Annotated in this window: 27 protein-coding genes; 12 read left to right on the top strand and 15 right to left on the bottom strand. The window is 41.1% G+C overall.

What is annotated here, in order from left to right:
* Window positions 1–21: 21 nt before the first annotated feature.
* Entirely contained in the window at window positions 22–498 is a 477-nt protein-coding gene (gene moaC / locus AC3IPL_RS00730; RefSeq protein WP_489241171.1) for a cyclic pyranopterin monophosphate synthase MoaC, read from the top strand.
* Here the strand turns inward: moaC and AC3IPL_RS00725 are convergent, their stop codons facing one another.
* Both AC3IPL_RS00725 and AC3IPL_RS00720 read right to left on the bottom strand, forming a co-directional pair.
* Complete coding sequence (locus tag AC3IPL_RS00725; RefSeq protein ID WP_489241170.1) at window positions 499–984, bottom strand: MogA/MoaB family molybdenum cofactor biosynthesis protein; 486 nt, start codon at window positions 982–984, stop codon at window positions 499–501.
* 9 nt (window positions 985–993) lie between these two features.
* Window positions 994–1,989 carry a ThiF family adenylyltransferase gene (locus AC3IPL_RS00720; protein ID WP_489241169.1) on the bottom strand — a complete coding sequence of 332 codons (996 nt, stop codon included), beginning with the start codon at window positions 1,987–1,989 and terminating at the stop codon, window positions 994–996.
* Window positions 1,990–2,223: 234 nt separating this feature from the next.
* On the opposite strand from AC3IPL_RS00720, the gene fdhD reads away from it, so the two are divergent.
* Window positions 2,224–3,012 (top strand): formate dehydrogenase accessory sulfurtransferase FdhD, encoded by a 789-nt coding sequence (gene fdhD, locus AC3IPL_RS00715; RefSeq protein ID WP_489241168.1) that lies wholly within the window; start codon window positions 2,224–2,226, stop codon window positions 3,010–3,012.
* 45 nt (window positions 3,013–3,057) lie between these two features.
* Here the strand turns inward: fdhD and AC3IPL_RS00710 are convergent, their stop codons facing one another.
* The 7 genes from AC3IPL_RS00710 to AC3IPL_RS00680 form a co-directional block, all read right to left on the bottom strand.
* Window positions 3,058–3,807, bottom strand: a complete 750-nt coding sequence (locus AC3IPL_RS00710) for a GNAT family N-acetyltransferase (RefSeq protein ID WP_489241167.1) — start codon at window positions 3,805–3,807, stop codon at window positions 3,058–3,060.
* Window position 3,808: 1 nt separating this feature from the next.
* On the bottom strand, window positions 3,809–4,102 hold the full coding sequence (locus tag AC3IPL_RS00705; protein ID WP_489241166.1) for a hypothetical protein: 294 nt from the start codon (window positions 4,100–4,102) through the stop codon (window positions 3,809–3,811).
* A complete protein-coding gene (locus AC3IPL_RS00700) occupies window positions 4,092–4,421 on the bottom strand; it encodes a hypothetical protein (protein WP_489241165.1) in 330 nt (109 codons plus the stop codon). The genes AC3IPL_RS00705 and AC3IPL_RS00700 overlap by 11 nt, the downstream gene beginning before the upstream one ends.
* Before the next feature lie 207 nt (window positions 4,422–4,628).
* The gene (locus AC3IPL_RS00695; protein ID WP_489241164.1) at window positions 4,629–5,192 is read right to left on the bottom strand and encodes a biotin transporter BioY; all 564 of its coding nucleotides are present in this window, start codon (window positions 5,190–5,192) and stop codon (window positions 4,629–4,631) included.
* Between the two features lie 122 nt (window positions 5,193–5,314).
* On the bottom strand, window positions 5,315–6,250 hold the full coding sequence (locus AC3IPL_RS00690) for an iron-hydroxamate ABC transporter substrate-binding protein (protein WP_489241163.1): 936 nt from the start codon (window positions 6,248–6,250) through the stop codon (window positions 5,315–5,317).
* A 99-nt stretch (window positions 6,251–6,349) separates the two neighbouring features.
* A complete protein-coding gene (locus AC3IPL_RS00685; RefSeq protein WP_489241162.1) occupies window positions 6,350–7,495 on the bottom strand; it encodes an acyl-CoA dehydrogenase family protein in 1,146 nt (381 codons plus the stop codon).
* A gap of 127 nt (window positions 7,496–7,622) precedes the next feature.
* Window positions 7,623–8,771 (bottom strand): zinc-dependent alcohol dehydrogenase, encoded by a 1,149-nt coding sequence (locus AC3IPL_RS00680; RefSeq protein ID WP_489241161.1) that lies wholly within the window; start codon window positions 8,769–8,771, stop codon window positions 7,623–7,625.
* 164 nt (window positions 8,772–8,935) lie between these two features.
* Here AC3IPL_RS00680 and modA point away from each other — a divergent pair, with 164 nt between their 5' ends.
* A complete protein-coding gene (gene modA, locus AC3IPL_RS00675) occupies window positions 8,936–9,676 on the top strand; it encodes a molybdate ABC transporter substrate-binding protein (RefSeq protein ID WP_489241160.1) in 741 nt (246 codons plus the stop codon).
* Window positions 9,654–10,331 (top strand): molybdate ABC transporter permease subunit, encoded by a 678-nt coding sequence (gene modB / locus AC3IPL_RS00670; protein WP_489241159.1) that lies wholly within the window; start codon window positions 9,654–9,656, stop codon window positions 10,329–10,331. The genes modA and modB overlap by 23 nt, the downstream gene beginning before the upstream one ends.
* A gap of 31 nt (window positions 10,332–10,362) precedes the next feature.
* Here the strand turns inward: modB and AC3IPL_RS00665 are convergent, their stop codons facing one another.
* Complete coding sequence (locus AC3IPL_RS00665; RefSeq protein ID WP_489241158.1) at window positions 10,363–11,247, bottom strand: SDR family oxidoreductase; 885 nt, start codon at window positions 11,245–11,247, stop codon at window positions 10,363–10,365.
* Window positions 11,248–11,427: 180 nt separating this feature from the next.
* Here AC3IPL_RS00665 and deoD point away from each other — a divergent pair, with 180 nt between their 5' ends.
* Window positions 11,428–12,144, top strand: coding sequence for a purine-nucleoside phosphorylase (deoD, locus tag AC3IPL_RS00660; RefSeq protein WP_489241157.1), 717 nt, complete (start codon window positions 11,428–11,430; stop codon window positions 12,142–12,144).
* Window positions 12,145–12,168: 24 nt separating this feature from the next.
* Here the strand turns inward: deoD and AC3IPL_RS00655 are convergent, their stop codons facing one another.
* Window positions 12,169–12,501, bottom strand: a complete 333-nt coding sequence (locus AC3IPL_RS00655; protein ID WP_489241156.1) for a PH domain-containing protein — start codon at window positions 12,499–12,501, stop codon at window positions 12,169–12,171.
* A gap of 166 nt (window positions 12,502–12,667) precedes the next feature.
* On the opposite strand from AC3IPL_RS00655, the gene AC3IPL_RS00650 reads away from it, so the two are divergent.
* From AC3IPL_RS00650 to AC3IPL_RS00640, 3 genes are all read left to right on the top strand, one after another.
* Complete coding sequence (locus AC3IPL_RS00650) at window positions 12,668–13,285, top strand: DedA family protein (RefSeq protein WP_489241155.1); 618 nt, start codon at window positions 12,668–12,670, stop codon at window positions 13,283–13,285.
* On the top strand, window positions 13,285–14,466 hold the full coding sequence (locus tag AC3IPL_RS00645) for an NAD(P)/FAD-dependent oxidoreductase (RefSeq protein ID WP_489241154.1): 1,182 nt from the start codon (window positions 13,285–13,287) through the stop codon (window positions 14,464–14,466). Before AC3IPL_RS00650 ends, AC3IPL_RS00645 begins: the two co-directional genes overlap by 1 nt.
* A gap of 95 nt (window positions 14,467–14,561) precedes the next feature.
* The gene (locus AC3IPL_RS00640) at window positions 14,562–15,647 is read left to right on the top strand and encodes a hypothetical protein (protein ID WP_489241153.1); all 1,086 of its coding nucleotides are present in this window, start codon (window positions 14,562–14,564) and stop codon (window positions 15,645–15,647) included.
* A 25-nt stretch (window positions 15,648–15,672) separates the two neighbouring features.
* On the opposite strand, the gene AC3IPL_RS00635 is transcribed toward AC3IPL_RS00640, so the two are convergent.
* On the bottom strand, window positions 15,673–17,673 hold the full coding sequence (locus AC3IPL_RS00635) for a catalase (RefSeq protein ID WP_489241152.1): 2,001 nt from the start codon (window positions 17,671–17,673) through the stop codon (window positions 15,673–15,675).
* 385 nt (window positions 17,674–18,058) lie between these two features.
* Between AC3IPL_RS00635 and AC3IPL_RS00630 the strand changes: the two genes are divergently transcribed.
* On the top strand, window positions 18,059–18,844 hold the full coding sequence (locus tag AC3IPL_RS00630; protein ID WP_489242217.1) for a TerC family protein: 786 nt from the start codon (window positions 18,059–18,061) through the stop codon (window positions 18,842–18,844).
* Between the two features lie 110 nt (window positions 18,845–18,954).
* Here the strand turns inward: AC3IPL_RS00630 and AC3IPL_RS00625 are convergent, their stop codons facing one another.
* Together AC3IPL_RS00625 and AC3IPL_RS00620 are read right to left on the bottom strand one after the other, a co-directional pair.
* On the bottom strand, window positions 18,955–19,284 hold the full coding sequence (locus AC3IPL_RS00625; RefSeq protein WP_489241151.1) for a hypothetical protein: 330 nt from the start codon (window positions 19,282–19,284) through the stop codon (window positions 18,955–18,957).
* Window positions 19,277–20,071, bottom strand: coding sequence for a hypothetical protein (locus AC3IPL_RS00620; RefSeq protein ID WP_489241150.1), 795 nt, complete (start codon window positions 20,069–20,071; stop codon window positions 19,277–19,279). The genes AC3IPL_RS00625 and AC3IPL_RS00620 overlap by 8 nt, the downstream gene beginning before the upstream one ends.
* Before the next feature lie 142 nt (window positions 20,072–20,213).
* Between AC3IPL_RS00620 and AC3IPL_RS00615 the strand changes: the two genes are divergently transcribed.
* From AC3IPL_RS00615 to AC3IPL_RS00605, 3 genes are read left to right on the top strand one after another with little or no spacing between them, the layout of a single operon-like run.
* Window positions 20,214–20,798, top strand: a complete 585-nt coding sequence (locus AC3IPL_RS00615) for a TetR/AcrR family transcriptional regulator (protein WP_489241149.1) — start codon at window positions 20,214–20,216, stop codon at window positions 20,796–20,798.
* Window positions 20,799–20,803: 5 nt separating this feature from the next.
* Window positions 20,804–21,697: a TIGR01777 family oxidoreductase gene (locus AC3IPL_RS00610; protein WP_489241148.1), complete on the top strand. Its 894-nt coding sequence runs from the start codon at window positions 20,804–20,806 to the stop codon at window positions 21,695–21,697.
* A complete protein-coding gene (locus AC3IPL_RS00605; RefSeq protein ID WP_489241147.1) occupies window positions 21,694–22,065 on the top strand; it encodes a DUF1722 domain-containing protein in 372 nt (123 codons plus the stop codon). Before AC3IPL_RS00610 ends, AC3IPL_RS00605 begins: the two co-directional genes overlap by 4 nt.
* On the opposite strand, the gene AC3IPL_RS00600 is transcribed toward AC3IPL_RS00605, so the two are convergent.
* The gene (locus AC3IPL_RS00600; protein WP_489241146.1) at window positions 22,049–22,222 is read right to left on the bottom strand and encodes a hypothetical protein; all 174 of its coding nucleotides are present in this window, start codon (window positions 22,220–22,222) and stop codon (window positions 22,049–22,051) included. The two genes, AC3IPL_RS00605 and AC3IPL_RS00600, sit on opposite strands and share 17 nt — an antisense overlap.
* Window positions 22,223–22,287 lie beyond the last annotated feature (65 nt).

The following is a 22,287-nucleotide window of genomic DNA, read 5'->3' as shown; positions in this document are numbered from 1 at the left end:
ATAAAGGAAAGGGTGAACCGAATGAAACAATTCACACATTTTAACGATGAAGGGCATGCACGAATGGTCGATGTTTCTGATAAACAAGTGACTGCACGGACAGCAGTCGCTGTCAGTTCCATTGCAGTGAATGACCTCATCTACGAACAAATTATTCATCAGACCAATCGTAAAGGCGATGTTCTTGCGGTTGCACAAGTAGCTGGTATTATGGCAGCAAAGGACACGTCACGTATTATTCCGATGTGCCACCCACTCGCGTTGAGCGGCATTGATATTAACTTTCGCTGGGAGACTCAAGACACGTATATTCTTCACATTGAATGCACTGTCAAAACAAAAGGTCTGACTGGCGTTGAGATGGAAGCTCTGACCGGCGCTTCTGTCACTGCGCTGACTATTTATGACATGACGAAGGCCGCTGACAAAGGCATGATCATCGGTCCGACTTATCTCGTCCACAAATCCGGCGGCAAATCCGGTGATTTCAATCGCTGATTACTTATGAAGCTCATTCACCATGTGGAATACTTCCTGGGTGATGAGCTTTTTCATTGCAAGGTCGACTGCTCCTACTGAACCCGGAATACAGAAGATAACTGTATGACCGCTCGTCCCGCAAAAAGCACGCGACAGCATTGCTTTCGTTCCAACATCTTCAGTGAAACTCAAATATCTGAACAACTCTCCAAATCCTTCCAATTCTTTGCCAACTAATGGTTTGACTGCTTCAATAGTAACGTCTCGCTTTGCGATGCCGGTTCCACCAGTAGTGATGATTATATCCACGGAGTTGATGAGCTGTGTCATAGATTGCTGAATAGCATTGATGTCATCCTGGACAATTTCATAATGACTTACTGTGATGTCGTGTGCGGACAAGTGATTGATGACTGTCCGTCCCCCTTTATCTGTCGCTTGATTACGCGTGTCACTAATCGTCATTACAGCGGCAGTAATCGATTGATATGTATTTTGATGCATGGTCTCCACCTACCCGAATAATTGATGATATACTGTTTTTGCTTCATTGATCGAACTGACTTCATGAATCAGCAGACGGCTGCCGGCAAACAACACAAACGGCTTGCCATTAAATACGAAACGAATAAAGTATGGCGTCCGCTGATAGTTAATCTGCCGCTCTTCTAGAAACGTTTCAATAGACGCGGCATCAAACGGTGCCTGTTTAAATTGAACAGTATCACGACCGCATAACATCGTTTCATGATGATTATCTTTGAGGTATGGAAATGTCGCATGCTGACCGCACGTGGGGCAGTCCGATTTTTTTGAGCGGCTGAACTTGAGAGCTGTCTGTTCAATGTTCCAACTATCACCGTAGATCAGCTTTGGTTCAAATTTTTCTTCAGTCAATATTTTCAGTGCATAGACTGATTGAATGCTTGCTGCCATACTGACAGCAGGTTCAATGATACCGACCGTATCACATGTGCGGTTCATCACAGGAAGATCGCCGAGTGCACAGTTAAAGCACGGCGTATCACCAGGAATAAACGTACAGGCAGTATAAGTCGCTTCGACACATGCCCCGTAAATCCATGGAATAGTTGTCGTATAGCTGAAATCGTTCAGCAGCTGTCTCGTCTCAAAATTATCTGTTCCATCAATCAGTACGTCACACGATATGAAATAATCTCGTAAAGCTGCGGCATCACAATGACCGATATGTGCCTCAATCGTGAGGTCACTATTAATCTGCATCAATTGTTTTTTTGCAGCAATGACTTTCGGCACAGCAGCTATTGCATCATGTTCTGTAAACAATGTCTGACGCTGCAGATTTGACAGTTCAACATAATCTCGGTCGATGATAACCAGCCTGTTGACACCCGCTCGTACTAACGTACCCGCAGTGTGTGTCCCGAGCGCCCCCATACCAATGATGCCGACAGTTTTCGCTCCGAGGAATGACTGTCCATCACGGCCAATTTTCTTGAATTTTTCCTGTCTGTCATAGCGATTCATACAACGGTCCTCGATTTCTTAAATTTGATGAAAATGATAGTTTCAGGTGAATGATTAGATTCTTTATGAAAAATTTGATTTTATCCATTTTGTCAGAAAATATTATTTCTTTGATATTCATCATGAGATGAAAGGATTAAAAGAACCATTTTTTATTTTACCTTTAATATAGAGCGTTTCCAATATATTAGACAAGTGCTCTAGTGTATACTGTCACTAAAGGAGGCGGCTTTGATGAAAGAAGAGATTGCAGGTCAGCACCCTATCATTAAATATCACAATCAGAATTTCACTGAGTGCTTTGATAGAATGGCAACTGAGTTTCCACTGACTCTCTATGTAAACCGGCAGGAGTTTGCTACGATTGTCTGCAGTCCGACACACCTCGAGGAACTCGTTCTCGGCTTTCTTGCTTCAGAAGGAGTCATTAGACGGCGGGCTGATTTGGAGGCTGTTCACCTTGATGACAGCAAAGGATTTTGTCATATTACGCTGGCTCAACAAACCCCTCTCGATAACAGCCATTATTCCAAGCGTATGATCAGCTCGTGCTGCGGCAAAAGCCGGGAGTTTTATTTTGTCAGCGATGCTGCTACTTCAAAAGTTTCTATGACTAATAAAACCATTACTGCAGGTGACGTCATTCGATTGATGGCACAGTTACAAGACAGCAGCACGAATTTCAAGCAAACAGGCGGTCTTCATAATGCTGCAATCAGTGACGGAGAAGCTTTCTATTTGCATCGGTCTGATATCGGCAGACACAATGCGCTGGATAAATTGTATGGCTACTGCATTAATGAGCAGATTGCTATCCGTGATAAAGTATTGATTTTCTCGGGTCGCATTTCTTCGGAAATATTAATTAAAGCATCAAAAATCGGCGTCGGTATCCTTCTCTCTAAATCTGCACCGACTGACCTGGCGATTAAACTTGCACATGATTTAAATATGACAGCGGTCGGCTTTATACGTAATGACTCCTTCAACATATACAGCCATCCCGAACGCATTATACAATAAAACGCCTTGCTACTTCCGCATAAGGAAGATCAAGGCGTTTCATCATTATTCAGCTTTTAAGAATTCATAGCGTTCACTGATTTTCTTATAACCTTGTTTCTGGTACATCTCTCTTGCCGTATCATTCCCGTCAGCTACTAAAATAACCGGCCGCTCACCGGCGCGATTCCAGACAAATTGCTGCAGCATACTGCCGATCCCTTGTCCTCTGAAAACAGCTCTGACGTAAAAATCATCAAGCTCCATTGTCCGTTCATTTAATATTGCTTCCAGTTTCCCCGCAGGTTCTCCGTGAATATAAGCAACCAGCTGAACGACAGAAGGATCCAACAAGTCACGCGTATGAGTCTGGCGTTTCAATTCTACAAAATCTTCACCATACTCAATTTCATTTTCACGGCATACAACGAGAAAGTCATTAAATGCTTTGCCGCGCTCCAGTACTTCAACAATGTCAACCGATGGATGATTGTTTGCTTCAAGTTGACTCGTATCTGCACGGTACAGCTCCATCTTTTCAAGAGTCAGCCCTTCTGTCTCACCATAGTTGAGCAGCTCCTCTGTCAGTTCCACATTCTCTGGAAAAATAAACAGTAAATGCTGTTGACCGCGTTCTAAGTGAAAGCGCTGCTGATCTTTAATATCCTGCTTAAATTGTTCCAATGTCGGTAGTTCTTTGTATTCATAATAGTTTGCGTAATACTTAATCAATTGCGACGGTGTATGATAATGCGTATATCGTTCATAGTCTGCATACCATTCGGCATCACGTTTTGTATCATTAAATGTAACCATTTTATCCCCCTATAAGTTCGAGAGTACCTGTCACTTTTAATTCTCTTCCTGAAGTGATGCGATACTCTATGACATTTCCTGTCTGATGATAATCCAGTGTAATATCCTCGCCTACCCATACCGATTTCTTAAACGTACTGTGATTGCATTTGAGGGGTGACAGCTCAAGACTCTGAATCATATAGTGAACAAGAAGCGGTCCAGGAATAACCGGTTCACTGCTGTGAATGTCATCGTGAGATTTGATCAATGTGTAATATGCCTTCACCTGGTCCATTGTGATATCAATTTTCATCACATTCCTCCTGAACAAATGTTGACTGCATTCGTGCTCTGACGACCGGTCCATCATAATAGATGAGTTCATATGTATATTGCTGCATATGCTTCACTTTTCGTCTTTCTTTCAAAAAAATTTTAACATCATACATCTTGTCAGGCTTCACTTTATTGTCTGTCACCCGCTGCTTTGTATGACGCACTGCTCCTTTAATTGTCCGAGAGGTTTCACTCACATACCAGGCCTGCAGCAGCAATACATCCGGCACTACGTTGTCGTGCAGTGCCAGACTTGAAATCTCATCTGTACTGAAACAAATTGTCACTGTCTCCACATTTTACCCACGCTTTCGATTAATGATGAAATCCATCGTTCACTCGGATTTAAATCACACTTCCACCGCGCACTAAAAATTCAAATATTTCTCTATAAGTATATATAAAAAACGCTTTACTGTGCTACTATTTTTAGCTTAAATTTCCAAAAAGAAAAAGATGCTTCCGATAGGAATACATCTTCACTACTCATACGTTCTTGAAAATTAATGACTGTTATATTGGATATCTTGCTGGATATAGCGTCTGATAGATGGAACTTCCCTAAGTTTAACTGCAATCACAGCGGCAATTAAACATTTCACCAAGTCACCAGGTATGAAAATCAACACCGATTTTAATGCGGCTGCAATCGGCATACCAATATTAAATGCCATGAATGTACCACCGATTAAATTACATAGCAGGGCGCCAATCAAGCTATTAATCAAAAAGACTTTCCATACGGGATACGCGTTCTCAGTCAACCAGCCGATGAGGTAAGCCACCACCGGAAACGCCAATAAATAACCTCCTGTCGGACCGAAAAACAACGCAATTCCACCGCGTCCACCCGCTAAAACCGGTAGACCGCAGGCAGCTAAAATGATGAACAATAACACACTTAATGCGCCGAGCTTACGTCCTAATAAACATCCTGCCAATATAATACCTAGACTTTGAAATGTGAATGGTACACCGATAGCTGGCACAGGCACTGCCGGCAGTATACCCAGCACTGCAATGACAGCGGTAAACAGCGCTACAACGACTAAATCCTTTGTTTTCATTAACTATACCCCTTTCATCAGCTAGTATGATTATAACAACATTGTTAACCTTAATAAATAAAAAGTTTACATTAACTCGCAAAAAAATTTCTGCCTTTCATTTTGAAGAAAGGCAGAAATGATTATTTTTCAATTTTCATCAATTCTTTTTTCAGTACTTCATGTTGATGTTCAAGTGAAATAGGATCATTGAACCAGAAATCTTCTGAGTCATAATTAATAACTCTGTTATTTTTTACAGCGTCTAAATTTTTCCATACTTTAGATTCAACAATACTGTTTGAAATTTTTCCAGTATCACTTGAAATCATCATAATATCGCCCGCATATTTACCAATTTCTTCAGCAGAAATTTCTTTCCAGCCGGTTGGTTTCACATCTTTAGTAACTGATTCAGGCATAGCCAGATCAAAGGCCTGATAGATGATTTCTGAACCGCGTCCCCAGTTATCGCCATAGACGTAAATTTTCTTCTGGAAGATTTGATAGATAGATACGGTTGTGTCTTCACCGATTTGAGCTTTTATTTCTTTGCTGTCATCGGCTGTTTTCTCATTCCACTGATCAATGAACGCTTGTGCTTCTTTTTCTTTATTTACAATTTTACCGAGCTCTTTATGAATATCCAGATAATTATGTTTAGTATAAGTAAATGGAATAGTCGGTGCAATTTTAGAATATTTATCGTTGTTCTTATCAGTATCAAATGACAGAATTAAATCAGGTTTCAGTTCAACGATTTTTTCAACATCGCCTGCTCCTAATTGTTCTACACCTTCAAGTTCAGGCTTCAAAATATCAGACTGAAAAGCATAGGAATCGACCCCTACAGGCTTGATGCCTAAATCAAGCAGGTTTCCTGTATAGCTGGCTCCCATCAATACAATACGTTTTGGATTTTTAGGTATTTCAATCGTTTTTCCATTATCTAATTGATAGTCGACGGTACTTGTTGAGTCACTGCTTTTTTTATCTTCTGACTGATCATCAGAATTTGAATTGCCACATGCTGCTAATGTCAACAAGCAGGCAATTAATAATACGAACCACTTTTTCATTGTCTTCCTCCTAATTGAGATTCATTCTCATTTATATTACTTTTTTATCATACTCGGAAAAAGACCCTTTCGCAACTCTTTTCTCATTTTTTTGATTATTTAATAGTCGTTGTGTGCTTTTACTTCTCTGCTCAGCAATCTGATCACTGCATCATCCATCGGTGGATTATGCAGGCCTGCACGTACACTTCGGTACCGTCGTTCAATAGTTCCATCCCGTTCAAGACTTTTAGCACCTATGATTCTCATGGCAGTATCTACAATTTCCAGCGCATGGTTCACGACTATATATTTTGCTGCACTGAATGTTGGAACTAGGTGCTCTTTGTGTGAGTCATGGAGCTCTGCTGCATGATACAGGAAGTGCCGTGCAGCCATCAACTTCAGCTCCATTTCTCCAAGCTGTGCTTCAATATGTGGTAAGTCTGCAATGACGCCTGTAATGGAATTAGGAGAATGAGACAACGCAAAGCGCGCTGCATCATCCACTGCACCTTGTGCAATTCCTAAATATACACTTGGGATATGCATGAGCCATGGATTATCATGTCCTTTACGATTCTCTTCGACTAAATAATCATCGTTAACAAAAACATCGGTCAGCACAAGATCATGACTTTCCGTTGCCCGCATTCCTGTTGTATTCCAAGTCTCAACTATTACTAAACCAGGAGTGTCTGCCGGAATATAGAAAAAGCACAGACTGTTTTTTTCTTCAACATAAGCACCGACGATATAATGTGTCAGCCGGTGACTCATAGAGACATACGTTTTAACACCATTTATCAGCCAGCCATCCTGATGCCTTACTGCACTTGTACCGGGTTTCCCGCCACGCGTCGGGCTGCCTGTCGCTGCTTCTGATACCACTCGGTTCGTGATACCACCTGCCAAGATATCTTCAGTAAACTGAGCGGTCATACGGTCTGACCAGAGATTAAATTCAAATACTTCGCCGACCACACCAAGATGCCAGCCAATTGAAAGCGCCGTTGATTCGTCATATGATGCCAGCACTTCCTGCAGCAGCAGCACCGATTTAATAGAGCAGCCGAAACCACCTGCTGCAACTGGGAGTGACAACCGGTTATAACCGTGATCCAGCAACCAGTCAATCAATTTGTGATTTAATCGACCTGTTTGATCCGCCTCTTTTGCTGATGCTTTAATCCATTCCTTGTTATCTTCAAAACGCGAAAACCATTCACGTTCAATGTCCGTCTCTATAAACAAATTACGGTCCATTTCTATCACCTCATCACCATTTTACCACTCAAGTAAATAGCCAAACAAAAGTTGGATACATCAGCCCATTATAAAAAGACCCTAAATCACTTAAGTTTAGGATCTTTTTATAAAATTCGCTATTAAACTATGGTTTTAGTACAACTTTGATATTATTATCTTTCTTTTCATCAAAAATTTCAAAAGCTTCAGCTGCATCGTCCAACTTCATCGTGTGTGTAATGATATCAGTAGGATCAAAGACACCGTCGCGTATCATATCATATAGCTTAGGCATTAAATGAATGACTGGCGCTTGTCCTGTTCTTACCGTTACGTTGCGGTTGAAAATCAAAGGTAATGGGAAATTGGCAGCCGGAGACGCATAAACACCTGTTAATTGTATCGTACCAAATTTACGCACTGCTTCAACAGCTGTTTCAATCGGGTTGATTGTACCACGCTGAGGTGTCACTAAGTTCGTCGCACGTTCTTTAATGCTCACTTGCCCATCCATCCCCACACAGTCAATGACAACATCTGCCCCGCCTTTAGTCTGTTCGCGCAAAAACTTACCGATTTCTTTTTCTTTATCGAAGTTCACAACTTCGACAGAATTTGTTCTAATAGCGTGTTCCAGACGGTGTTCTACATTATCAACACCGATAACACGCTCAGCACCTTTTAATTTAGCAAATTTTTGCGCCATCAACCCAATAGGACCGCAGCCGAGGATGACTACTGTATCACCTGGTTTAACACCTGCATGTTCTACACTCCAGTAGGCTGTCGGAACAACATCCGACAAGAACAGTACTTGTTCATCCTTCATATCGCTGTCTGGTACAATGAATGATGAAAAGTCTGCAAAAGGTACTCTTAAGTACTCAGCTTGCCCACCCCAATGGTTACCATGCATTTTACCGAATCCGAACAAGCCGCCGTTATCCATCTTCCAGTTCGCTTGTTCTTCATTGGAATTATCACATTGTGACTCCATCTCATTCACACAGTAAAAACATTCACCGCAGCCAATATTAAATGGAATGACTACACGGTCACCTTTTTTGAGCTTAGTCACTTCGCTGCCGACTTCTTCAACAATCCCCATTGGTTCGTGACCAATGACAAACCCGGGATCCATCATCATATCTCCTTGATGATATAAGTGTAAATCTGAACCGCAAATTCCTGTTGCTGTAATTTTAATAATAGCATCTGTCGGCGCTTCAATAATCGGATCTTTAACCTGTTTCACTTCCATTTTCTTTTTACCTTGGAAAGTTACTGCTTTCATTTATAACACTCCTTAATTAAATTTGTCAGACTAGTCATCTATAACCTTTTTACGCTTCATTAAACCCTTTATATTCAAATGACATACAATGATTCTGTTTCTATACATGCAATACCTCATCGTTTTTATGATGTATACTAGTCTAAAGAGGAGGTGGTGTAGTTTTGAAGCGGTTATTATTAATTATATGTCTTATCATGTCCACAGGCTGTAGTAATAGAAATGAGCAGACGACTATTACAGTTTCTGCTGCCGCCAGCTTAAAAGATGCACTGACTGATATAGCAAAGAACTACGAAAAAACACATCCTCATATTAATATCGTCTATAATTTTGGAGGATCAGGTACTTTGGCTAATCAAATTCAGTCCGGTGCTCCAGCAGATTTATTTTTTTCTGCTTCTAACAAGGAAATGAATAGAGTGATTGCAGCAAATGCTATCCATAAGAAAAACACCGTATCTGTGCTCACCAATCAGCTTGTTATCGTGTCGCAGCAGCAACTGTCCAGTCCTGAGGAATTATCGGCTGCTCACATACGTAAAATCGCCGTCGGCACACCTGAAACAGTTCCCGCAGGTATGTATGCCAAATCAGCTCTGACAGAATGGCATCTATGGTCGCAGTTGACTGAAAAATTCGTCTTCACAAAAGATGTCCGCCAAGTATTGACTTATGTGGAATCTGGTAATGTAGATGCCGGAATAGTCTACCAGACAGACGCACTGACTTCAGAATTAAATCGTTATCCAATGGACGATAAACGTGACACTCCTATTACATATCCTTTAGGCATTGTAACTGCTACAAAACATTTCAAGGAAGCACAGAACTTCTATAACTATCTGCAATCCAATCAATCAAAAAAGGTGTATGGCGCTTATGGATTTATTGTTAACAGCTGATTTTCTATCTCCTATCTACATTTCATTAAAAGTCGCAATCACTGCTACTATCATTAGTTTTGTTATAGGTATTGTACTGGTGTTCATAATGACCCATACATCATTCCCTGGGAAATCCATCGTTGAAACGCTCATCATGCTGCCTATGGTTCTGCCACCGACAGTCGTCGGCTTCATACTGCTCTATTTATTCGGCCGGCATGGTATTGCAGGTCAATGGTTACATTTATTATTCAATATCAACTTGTTATTCACTGTTAATGCAGCAATCATCGCCTCTACTATTGTTGCTGTCCCTTTGATGTATCAGTCTCTGAAAATTGGTATTGATAACGTCGACCATGATGTCATCGATGCAGCAAAAGTAGACGGGGCAAATCATGTAGTAATTTTCAGATCCATTGTTATCCCGTTATCTAAAAATGCACTGTTGACAGGCATTCTCTTTGCATTTGCACGTGCAATTGGCGAATTTGGTGCTACATTGATCTTTGCAGGTAATATTCCTGGTGTCACTCAAACGTTACCGACCGCTATTTACATTGCGCTTGAAAATAACGAAAGGGTTATTGCAGGTCTATGGGTCATTATTATGATGGTCTTGTCATTTATACTGATGTTCGTCATACAGACATTGCGAAACAATACTAAATAAAAACACTGAGACAGAAGTCTCAGTGTTTTTATTAGTTGATTTCCACGCCGCCTGTCACGCCATATACTTGACCAGTGACGTAGCTTGCGTTGTCCGATGCAAGGAAGACATAGACATCTGATAATTCAACCGGCTGACCCGCACGCTGCAAGGTTACTTTTTGACCGAATTCAGGAATCTTCTCCTGCGGCTGACCGCCTGTAATCTGCAGTGCTGTCCAGATTGGTCCTGGTGCGACTGAATTCACGCGGATTCCTTTTTCTCCAAGCTGAGAAGCGAGTGATTTTGTCATTGATACAATAGCAGTCTTTGTCGCTGCATAATCCAACAAGTTTTTGCTTGGATTGTAAGCTTGTACAGAAGACGTTGTGATAATCGATGCGCCTTTGTCCATGTGCGGAAGTGCCGCTTGTACTGTCCATACTAATGAAAAGACGTTTGTCTCAAATGTTGAACGTAATTGATGTGTTGATAGATCTTCTACTTTTTCAACAGCTGTCTGTTCACCTGCTACACTGCATAAAATATCAATGCCGCCTAATTCTCTAACTGCTGTTTCCACCATTTCTTTATTAAAATCTTCATTACGAAGATCACCTGGAATTAGTACAGCTTTCTGACCAGCTGCTTCGATTACTGCTTTTACTTCCTGGGCGTCTGCTTCTTCAACCGGCAGGTAGTTGATAGCAACATCTGCGCCTTCTTTAGCGTAAGCAATGGCAGCTGCACGGCCGATACCTGAATCTCCGCCTGTCACAAGTGCACGTTTACCTTTCAGCTTTCCTGTTCCTGTATATGATTCTTCCCCGCAGTCAGGTACTGGTGTCATTTTTTGCTGTAATCCCGGTGCTTCCTGTTCCTGCTTGTCAAATTTGCCTGGATAATAGGCGTTTAACGGATTTTGATTGTTGCTCATCTGCAATCACTCCAATTTTTAATATGATTTACCCTAATAGTTATTACACAAATTAAAAATTTTAAACATCCAGACGTTTCACTGCTCAAGGATTATACCTTAATATCTTTTTTTGAAATCTCTTACATAGTTATATATACTAAGAATGAAATGAAAATCATTCATTAAAGGAGAATCATTATGACTCAATCAACACCTCACATTAAACCAGAAAACAATCCAATCGCGGAAACAATCCTATTACCAGGAGATCCGTTGCGCGCAAAATTCATCGCAGACACTTATTTAGAAGACGTTGTACAGTTCAACGAAGTGCGTAACATGTTCGGTTATACCGGAACATACAAAGGCAAAAAAATCTCTGTCATGGGAACGGGTATGGGGATTCCTTCTATCGGTATCTATTCTTATGAACTGATCCACACATTCGGCGTCAAGAACTTAATCCGTGTCGGTTCATGCGGCGCGATGCAGGAAGGCATCAATGTCTATGATGTGATCATCGCTCAAGGGGCATCTACTGACTCTAACTATGTCGCACAATATGGTCTACCAGGCCATTTCTCTCCAATTGCTGACTATAGCTTACTGGCCCGTGCTAAACAATTAGCCGATGAAAAAGGGGTACCGAATCACGTAGGTAACGTCTTATCATCAGATATTTTCTACAATGCGAATGCACAGGCCACTGACAAATGGCGCTCTATGGGCATCTTAGCAGTGGAAATGGAATCTGCCGGTCTTTACATGAATGCTGCTTATGCAGGCGGCGATGTTAAGGCACTCGGTATCTTCACAGTCAGCGATCACTTATTGACACACGAAGAAACAACACCAGAAGAACGCCAGACATCATTCACTAAAATGATGGAAATCGCACTTGAAATTGTAGAATAAAAAAATAAGAAGCCCGCGGGCTTCTTATTTTTTGCGTTTTTCCAGCTGCTCATTGACATAATCTGCAAATACTTGCGCAGTGCCGTTACCGATATCGCGAATACGAATCGGTCCCATCTCAAAGTTGACAGTCACTGCACTGTCTTCTACTTCCACACCTTTAATGTCATCATAGCTGATGACACGCTGATACGGCTGTCCATTCATATCTGCTACCATAAAGAAACGCATATCAGTCGGAATATATTCGCCAGTAAATTCTTTTTGATCACCTACAGCGAATTCGATGATACCTACTACACCTGGCCCTATTTTTTCTGTCGGACTCAGTTCTGATGCATTGAATAGTTCTGTCATGTTATTACCTCCTTATATATACCTCTTAAGTATACCCGCAACTGACTTTCTTTATTCTCAAAATCTGAAGAAGTTGTCTCCATCTTTTAAAGTAATTATCATAATATTCGCATTCATTTGTCTGATTCGTTACACTCAGGGTATAACATTGATAAAGGAGTTTGTTATGCAGCAATGGATTATGGATGTGATGGAGCAGTTCGGTTATTTCGGTGTCTTCCTTCTCATTCTTCTTGAAAACGTATTTCCACCTATTCCGTCAGAAGTCATTCTGACGTTCGGCGGCTTCATGGTCACACAGTCTGACAAGCTGAATTTTGTCGGTATGCTTTTAGCTTCAACACTAGGTGCTGTCGTGGGTGCACTTATTCTTTATTACCTGGGACATCTTCTCGGCTTAAAAAGACTCGAAAAAATCGTTGAGCGTTATGGCTGGATTCTACGACTGACAAAGGATGATCTCTACAAAGCGGATAACTGGTTCAAAAAATATGGCGGTATCGCTGTTTTTCTTTGCCGCTTCGTCCCCTTGGTGCGCAGTCTGATTTCTATTCCTGCCGGCATCAACCGTATGAATATCGTGACATTCACACTTTATACGACTGTCGGCACAATCATCTGGAATGCTGTGCTGATTTATTTAGGCTACTCTCTTGGCGAAAACTGGGAGCAGGTCCTGCACACTTTTGATACGTACTCAAACTTCTTCTATATTATGATGGCCATCGGTATTATCGCAATCGTTATCTATTTATATAAACGAAAACCTAAAGGAGAATCATAATGAATAAAAAATATCAGGTCGTTATCCTCGGTGGTGGATCTGGCGGGATTTCAACTGCCAGTCGCGTGATTAAAGCAGGTATTAAAGATATCTTAATCATCGATCATGCTGACTATCATGCCTATCAGCCAGCATGGCCCCTTGTCGGCAGTGGCGCAGAGAAAAAAGAGCACAGCCGCAAAAAAATGCAGTCAGTCATTCCTCGTGGTGCTGACTTTCTTCACCAGAAAGTAACCGCCATTCAGGCAGTCGAACGTATTATCAGACTGGATAACAACGAACAGATCAATTACGAATACCTTGTTGTAGCACTCGGTCTCCAGCTTGACTTCGAAAAAATTGAAGGCCTGCCGGCAACGCTCGGCAAAAATAATGTCTGTACCAACTATCTCTATGACTATGTGGACTATACCTACGCATCACTGAAAAAAGTAACAACTGGTAATGTCATAGTGACCAAGCCTTCTACACCGATTAAAGGGGGAGTTGCACCTGAAAACTCATTGTTTACCTTCGATGAGTTCTTCAAGAACAAGAAAAAAGACCGCCCTACTCTTATTCTTAAGAGCGCCCTTGATTCACTGTTTCCGGTTGAGAAATACAGAAGAGAGATTGAAAAACAGATTGAAAATAAAGGGATTTCTTATGATCTGCAGCATGAATTAATTGCTGTCAACGGACCTGAACAGACGGCTACCTTCAAGAACCTTGCAACATCCGAAATTTATTCACTGCCTTTCGAAATGCTCCTGGTCACGCCGCCGATGAGTGCACCAGATGTCATTAAACAGTCCACCCTGAGCGATGAAGCCGGCTGGTTAGATGTCAATAAATACACCCTGCAGCATGTCCGTCATCAGAACATCTTCGGACTCGGTGACTGCACGAATCTACCCACTGTCAAGATGGGAGCCGCTGTTCGTAAACAAGCACCTGTCCTTGCTCAAAACCTGATTGCCCAGATAAAAGGCAAACCACTGAAAGGGTATTATAACGGCATGACGGCTTGCCCTATCGCAACTGAATATGGTCAGGCGATTATGGCAGAGTTCGGCTACGATTTAAAGCCTAAGGAATCACTGCCTCTGGATCAGTCCAAGACGAATCCCCTGCTTTATCAGATTAAAAAGAGAGGGATTCCTCTCATGTACTGGCATGGCATGCTCAAAGGTCGCAGCTAAAAAGCAGTCACATGTGGACTGCTTTTTATTTTCACTATCTCACTCACCTTAAATTAGGTACAATACCTGTAAGATACATTAAGGAAGTGAGCCCTATGTTTAGAAAGTTTCTTGCACCTCTTCATAAAAAAGTACTCAGCAGTTATGACTCAAGTTATGATCAGTCATTTGATGAACTGGTCCACAGACTCTCTTTAGAAGAATTGCGCGATAGCGCCATGTACTATCAGCTGGATTTTGATGACGAGACGTCTCGTCAAGCATTGATCGATATGCTTTCAGTACGTTTCCACAAAAAAGACAATCTCTACTATGAGCTGCTGATTCAAGAAGAAGTGCTGGATATTCAGTTGTTGGCTGATGCTTTATCAGAAAATCATAATATCATTCATCTCTCACCTAAAGATCTAGGGCAGATGGTCGCCGCACTGATTATTTTCGATATCGACAAGAATCTGGTTATCCCTGAAGATACAAAACAAGCGCTGATGAAACTGCCTTTAGATGCTATCGAGCAGAAAAAGGATAAATACGAGCAGGATTTCACTTTTATTTCCAGTAATCTGATGCTCTACGGTTTTGTCACCCGTGACCACCTGGAAGCACATTACGAGAAAACCTATCAAGATACTTTTGAAGCGGATAGTATCGATCTCTTTCTGTCCATCTACGATCTACAGATCCATGAAGGTTATATTGTTGATGCACTACTTGATTCATGGGTAGATGATAAAGAAGCTTTCCAGGAACTTCAGCAGTTTCCTTACTACGAGTTCAAAGATCCTCATGAAGTCTATGATTTTGTCGGCCCTGACCATCACTTACAGACACCGCAGATGAAAAATCTGGGAAAATTCCTCAAAAAAAAGACACAGTTATCACCTGATGAATGGGACCACCTCATTGAAAGCATACAAGTCTATACTATGGGGGCGCCGGACTTTGAAAGTGCTCAGCATGAAATCAGTCTTTTAATAAAAGGTCAGTTCGCTCGAGAAGATAGAGAGCAGTTCGACTTTCTTTACAAAGATTTCTTTCAGCATACGAGACAATGGATACTTGGCGGGCATACCCCTGCCGAAATTGAAAAGATGGAACTTGAACGTGAATCCATGAAACGTTCCATTAAAATGAATAAAATTGTTGCTATTAATGATATTAAAGCAATAAAAAAGGATTGATCGTAACGATCAATCCTTTTTTACATTAAAGCTGTCTAGACCAGTGTCGTTGAATAACAAGCTGATCCAAATAATCTTGAGGTGTACGAACTTCCACAATTCCTGGCTGGCTCTTATCAACCGAAGTAGTATCCAGCAATGGTGCGACTCTATCGCTGTAGCCGATAGTTTTATAGTGACGGTTTGCCGCTTCTATAAAGTCTTTAAGCGGTGGTGCAAGCGGTGCGTCTGTGTCAAGCACAAGCAGACCATCAAATAATGTTGAGTGAACTGTATCGAATGTCTCAGTTACTTTGATGCCTTCTGACATTTTCACTGGGCGGTTTGCTATTAATTTATAGTTCACTTTGTTAGCAGCAAAATCTTTAATGAACGTTTCAACATGAACAATGTCTGTGTTTTCAGTCACTACAATAGCTACTGATAATGTATCTAGTTTCTTCACCGTATTTTCCATGCTCAGTGCAGGAGATGCTTTGTCAGATTTCACTTCTTCATCTGCTTCCGGCACTTCTGCACCGACACGTAATGCCACTTCTTCTGCCAGCTTCTTATCTACTTTGTTTAAGTTGTTGACTGCATTCTGTTTAACGAAGTCTAACTTACATTTACCGATTTCAAAGCTGAACGCATCTGTTAAATGCTGACGTTCCGGCTCAGATAAGCTGTTTAAGAACAGTTTGGCTTGAGAGTAGTGGTCAACGAAGCTTTCGCTGCGAGCGCGCACTTTATGGGCATCGATGCGTTCGTAGTAATGCTCGTATCCACCCTCTTCAACTGGCGTTGTATGAGGGTTATTGTTATTGATTGCATTATTATGATAACTTGTCATCCCTTTATGAATCTGATGCTGATGTAAACCATCACGCTGATTGTTGGCGAATGGACAGATTGGCGCATTGATCGGAATCTGATGGAAGTTCGGACCACCGAGACGTAACAGCTGCGTATCTGTATAAGAGAACAGACGGCCCTGTAACAACGGGTCATTACTGAAATCAATCCCTGGTACCACATGAGCTGGACTGAACATCACTTGCTCTGTTTCAGCGAAGACATTATCAACATTACGGTTTAACGTTAATTTACCGACAATTTGAACAGGTACGTCTTCTTCCGGCCATACTTTTGTCGGATCCAGAATATCGAAATCGAATTTAAACTCATCTTCCTCTGCAATCAGCTGCAGACCCAGTTCCCACTCAGGGTAATCACCTTTCTCGATTGCTTCATACAAGTCTTCACGATTGAAGTCGATATTTTTACCCGCTATAATCTGTGCCTCATCCCACACTAATGAATGAGTACCAAGAAGAGGTTTCCAGTGAAATTTAACGAAGTGTGATTGGCCTTCTTTATTGATCAGACGGAATGTATTCACACCAAAACCTTCCATTGTACGGAAGCTCTTAGGAATACCGCGATCACTCATTGTCCACATCGTCATATGTGTAGACTCTGGATTCTGCGCAAAGAAATCCCAGAACGTATCATGGGCTGTTCCAGCCTGAGGAATCTCATTGTGCGGCTCCGGTTTGATGGCATGAACCAGATCCGGGAATTTAATGGCGTCCTGAATGAAGAAGACAGGAATATTGTTACCGACTAAGTCATAGTTCCCTTCTTCAGTATAGAACTTCGTTGCAAAACCACGTGCATCACGGACAGTCTCCGGAGAACCTTTAGAGCCTGCAACAGTTGAGAAACGAACAAATACAGGTGTTTTCTTCGAAGTATCATTTAAGAATTTAGCTTTTGTATACTTTTCCTGCGATTCATAGAGTTCAAATTCACCATGAGCACCATAACCACGTGCATGGACAATTCTTTCAGGGATACGTTCATGGTCAAAATGGGTCATTTTTTCTCTGAAATGAAAATCTTCAAGCAATGTCGGACCACGTTCGCCTGCTTTTAATGAAAATTCATCTTCCGCCATTTTAAGTCCTTGATTCGTTGTTAATGCCGCTTCCTGAGTCGTATCCACAGTTACTGATTCCAACTGTTTATTTTTGTCATTAGCCATTAGTTAAGTTCCTCCTATGTAGTCTTATCGTATATGCCGAGTAACAGACAAATAAAAGTACATATAATAATTACCCTTAGTTATCTCTGAAAAAACATTCTCCTCCTTCGCCACAAAACAGTCACTTTTCTACAGGACAGGCGGACGACTGCTAGAACAAGAATTACTTTTAAATTCAATAAAAAGCTGATATAATAATCACAAATGAATATCTGAGACTTATGTCGAAGGGGAGTAGCTCAAAAAGGTTCACACCTTGTATCATTCCGTCATTACGAAGCTCAGGCTTCCGGGATTATAAAACTCATGTTTAGCGAGACCTTTGCCAATTCTATTTGGCATGGGTCTTTTTATATTCATCAATTTAATATAAAGGAGAATCATGATGGACCCGAGTATTATTATATCCTACGCATGGGTAATCTTAGTGTTAGTATTACTGGAAGGGCTGCTTGCAGCGGACAATGCCATCGTTATGGCAGTAATGGTCAAGCATTTACCGGAGGAACAACGGAGAAAGGCTCTGTTCTTCGGCCTAGTGGGCGCGTTTGTCTTCCGCTTAGCGTCATTATTCATGATCACACTGCTCGTACATATTTGGCAGGTGCAGGCATTAGGAGCGGCTTATCTGTTGTTTATGTCAGCTAAAAATCTGTACACCTATTTCAAGAAGAAAGATCATGCTGATGATCCAAAAACACCAAATATCGCTGAAGAGAAAGCAGAGAAAAAAGGTAGTGGTTTCTGGATGACTGTACTGAAAGTTGAACTTGCAGATATCGCATTTGCGATTGACTCAATGCTTGCAGCGATTGCTATTGCTGTCACCTTACCTGAAATCGGCGGACAAATCGGCGGTATTAACGCAGGACAATTTGCAGTCATGTTTATCGGTGGTATGTTAGGTGTGATTTTGATGAGATTTGCAGCAAATTATTTTGTCAAAGTCCTCGAACAATATCCAGGTCTTGAAGCAGCAGCTTTTGCTATCGTCGGCTGGATTGGTATTAAATTAGTCGTCCTTGTGCTTGCACATGACAAAATCCACATCCTGCCTCATGCTTTCCCGCATTCATGGCAATGGCAGGTTATATTCTGGTCAGTGCTGTTAAGTATTCTTGGTGTCGGCATTATCACAAGCAGACGTAAGAAAGCACAAGACGAGCAATAATCATTGTTAATTCCTTTGATTAATGTTGTACAAAAGGCCTCACATCAAAATAGTCATAAAAAGAACCAGCCATATATGGCTGGTTCTTTTTATGACTATTAATTTTCAGACTATTTCAAAGTAATGTAATATTTATCTGCTGTTTGATCGTATATGATATCAAGACCTATTACCTGCCATTCTAACGGAACAGGCGTTAACGGCTGCTTAGAGCCTGTCATAATCAATGCCCGGACAAATGGATAACTCTCTTCAAATGATAGTTGATAACTCGAGTCCGGTTCACTCAATACACGCTGTATACGTTTGATAATTTCATCATCAATCAATGTATGGTCTTTAATTTGAGGGTCTACGAATTTCATGACGGTTCGTCTATCAGCTGCTAAACTTGCTTGAATCACTTCATTGACGATAGATTCTAATCGACTTTTATTCATGACTTTCCCTCTCTTTCCTTTTTCGTTCATATGATATGTTATACATATAGTGTCTTAACAGTAATATCTCGTCATCATCCAACGGCCGCAAATAATCTCCGGTCTGCATAACATCAAAATAATCAATCTGTTCATCCGTTTCCTGGATTAAACGTATCGTTCCTATATGACGAACTGTTTCATCCCTTCTTATTTGTTCAATAGAAGCAGCTTGATGATAACGCTCTGTATATAACAGTATTTGGTGGTTGATATATTTCGCGTGAAACCGAGTGAAATCGTCATTGACTGTTCTGAAATAATGTAAATTATAGTATTTTCGATGAGTACGGTATGTGACTATAGGCATATGACGGATGAATTTACAGATATGTTGATGGAAATTTTCTATCTGCAATATTTTACGCCAGAGATTTAGTTTAACCTGCCAGTCACTTTGTTCTTTGAGCGCAACAGCATAATTTCCAATTTCTACGATAGAATCCGCTTTAACCCACGGAAAATAGGGAAAAGTAACGAAAACAAGGTCTAAAGGCTGATTATTTCCTGATAAACGCATGGATAACCCTTTTAAAGACACACTCCATGATGGATATTTCGTACTGGGTGGTGCATCAGATAATCGTACGATTGCATGAGTCATATCACCAAGCAACTGTCTTCCTTCTTCATTCAATTGTACATCGGCATGATAATTAACGCCTTTTGCATGGGCACGTTTACTACCTTTTTCCGCAACACCAAGCCGTTCTATCGATGTTATCACTTTTAAAGCTTTGTTTTTCAAACGACAGACCTCCTTGTTACTGGTCTATACCCGATAAATAAACAAAACAGTGATTCTGCAAAATATTTTATTATTTATCCTATTCAAGGTAAAATTTAGTTATCAACTAATGAATGTCCGAGTCACAGAAAGGATACTGTTTATGGCATTGATTACCAAAACCTATCATAAAACAAGACAGCATCTCATCGATGTCATGAATGAAATGCTTCGCCATGCTACTATTGAAGACATCACCATTAAGGCGCTTGTTCAACGTGCTGATATCACACGTTCTACGTTTTATACATATTATCAGGATAAGTATGCATTGTTTGAAGATCTGATTGAACAGTGCAATCAAGACATCTATTTTGCGTTAAGATATGTTCCTGCTGACCTGCCTGCAACAGAAGTAAGAACACATATATACGACAATGTATGGCAGGTTCTGACAGCTATCCATAATAATAAGCATATATTTTCACAGTTACATCCTGAATTGAGAGGCAGAGTGCTGGATAAGGAAATTCGTTCATTCAAACCTATCATTTTGCAGCAAATACGTTATCTTAAACCTCATGCTGCGATTGATCAGGACATGATTTCAACATTTTATCTTTCAGGAATGGTATCTATCTATGATTTATGGATCAGCAAGAACTTCCACATACCCATTGAAGAATTATGTGAAACAATGACCGATTTAACGATGATCATCTACACAGATTACTTATTTAAGGAGTGATTGACATGGCTGAAACAGCAGTGATTTCCGGAGGAAGCGGCTTAGTTGGACAAGCATTGACAGAACGACTCGTAAAACAAGGCTTCAATGTAGTGATATTATCGCGAACTGACCATCAAAATACGGAACAAGTTTCTTATGTGAACTGGTCAAAAGTGGACTGGATAAAACAAATGCCAAAAGCTGACCTTGTCATCAATTTGGCAGGTGCCACATTAAACAAACGGTGGACTGAAGAATATAAGAAACAAATATTGAAAAGCCGTATTGAATCCACTAAAAAATTACGTCACTATTTGGAACAAACCGGCTACAGACCTTATGTGATTAATGCAAGTGCAGTCGGGTATTATCCAACGGCTAAACGACTGACATTTACAGAACGTGACGTCTTTGTTCCTCATAATTTCCTGTCATCAGTAGTCTGTCAGTGGGAGGCCGAAGCAGCAGCAATTAAAGCACTCGGAACCGATGTCGCACGTTGCCGTTTCGGTGTAGTACTCGCGAAAAACGGCGGTGCACTCCCTCTCATGGCATTGCCTTATCGCTTAGCAGCGGGCGGTCCTATCGCAGATGGCAGACAAGTATTATCATGGATCCATATCGATGATCTGACTGAGGCAATGCTGTACATTTATAAGCAGCGGTTAACAGGTATTTTTAACTTCACAGCACCACAACCAGCTACCCAGGATCAGTTCGGCCGAACACTCGGAAAAGTGCTGCATCGCCCTCACTGGTTCCCAGTACCAAAAGTGATGATGAACACTGTTCTCGGTGAACAGGCACAGATGGTTACCGAAGGTCAGCGTGTGCTTCCTGAACGATTATTAGCTGAAGGATTTGAATTCAGCTATCCTGACGTTGATGCAGCATTAAGAGAGATTTACTCCAAATGATGGCTGAACAACGACAACTTGAGAAGTACTGGCGCGAGGAAAAATACTTGGTGATGTATCATAGTCAGGCAAGTTACGAAGCTATCAGAGCTTTGATGAAAGAACAGCCGAGCTACGAGGCACTTCACGCATTGATTGAACAGGCAAAAAATACCCCACCGACTAAAGGTTCAAAGACCAATGCCTATCAGCATGTCTGGGGCTACTTCAAAAAACGTGCCACTGATACTGAGAAAGCCCGGACGTTTGCGCTACTTGAGCAGCTCGACACTTCCGAACAGCAACTGAAGCAGCATTTATACCAACTCGCAAAAAAATATACTGTCCAGTATTTATTGGACAGTACATTGCTTAAAGATAACGCTTGATCAATTCTTCTACTTCGTGTTTCCAGAAGAATCGTTCGAGCTTATTTTTATGAACGACCTGAATGAGATCGTTGGTCAGCCACAGTGACAATACATGAGGAGGTACACCCATCTCGTATATTTCTCCGGCGGTTACAAATGCTTCACGATGAGTCATAGGTATCCATTCTTTCTGTAGACGTTTAGATAGATTCGAACTGCTCCTTATTAATTTACCATAAC

The sequence above is a fragment of the Macrococcus sp. GL_134 genome (assembly GCF_057834705.1).
Note: the sequence above shows the minus strand (reverse complement) of the source record. Positions and strands in the feature narration are given on the sequence as shown.